Here is a 438-nt window from a genome sequence, read left to right as displayed (position 1 = left end):
ACACAACAACACAACCGACCCACACAACCCACCCAAAACACCACCCAACCCACACACAACCAAAACCAACACCCACACCACAAAAACAAACCCAACCAAACCACAAACAAGCAACAACCACACCAAAAACAACCACCCCCCCACACCACCCAACAACCACCACAACACCACCCCAACACCAACAACAACACACCAAACAACAACACACAAACACAACACACCAAACAACAACAAACCCCACCCAACAAAACAACCACAAACCACCACACCACACACAACAACACACAAAAACCAACCAAACCCCCAAACACCCCCACCCACCCAACCAGACACAACCACCAAAAAGCCACCCAACCAAAACACCACCACACCCACACCACCACAACAAAAAAAAAAACACCCCAAAACAACACCAAACCACAACAACCCCCAACCACA

General features: G+C 48.9%; 1 protein-coding gene. It reads right to left on the bottom strand.

Annotation, left to right across the window (positions count from 1 at the left end; genetic code table 11):
* A partial coding sequence (locus tag ACTHUF_RS11360) for a hypothetical protein (RefSeq protein WP_440407762.1) occupies positions 1-438 on the bottom strand: 438 nt, incomplete at both ends.

The organism is Neisseria sp. P0024.S006, from assembly GCF_051956595.1.
In the GTDB taxonomy this organism is placed as follows: domain Bacteria; phylum Pseudomonadota; class Gammaproteobacteria; order Burkholderiales; family Neisseriaceae; genus Neisseria.
Note: the sequence above shows the minus strand (reverse complement) of the source record. Positions and strands in the feature narration are given on the sequence as shown.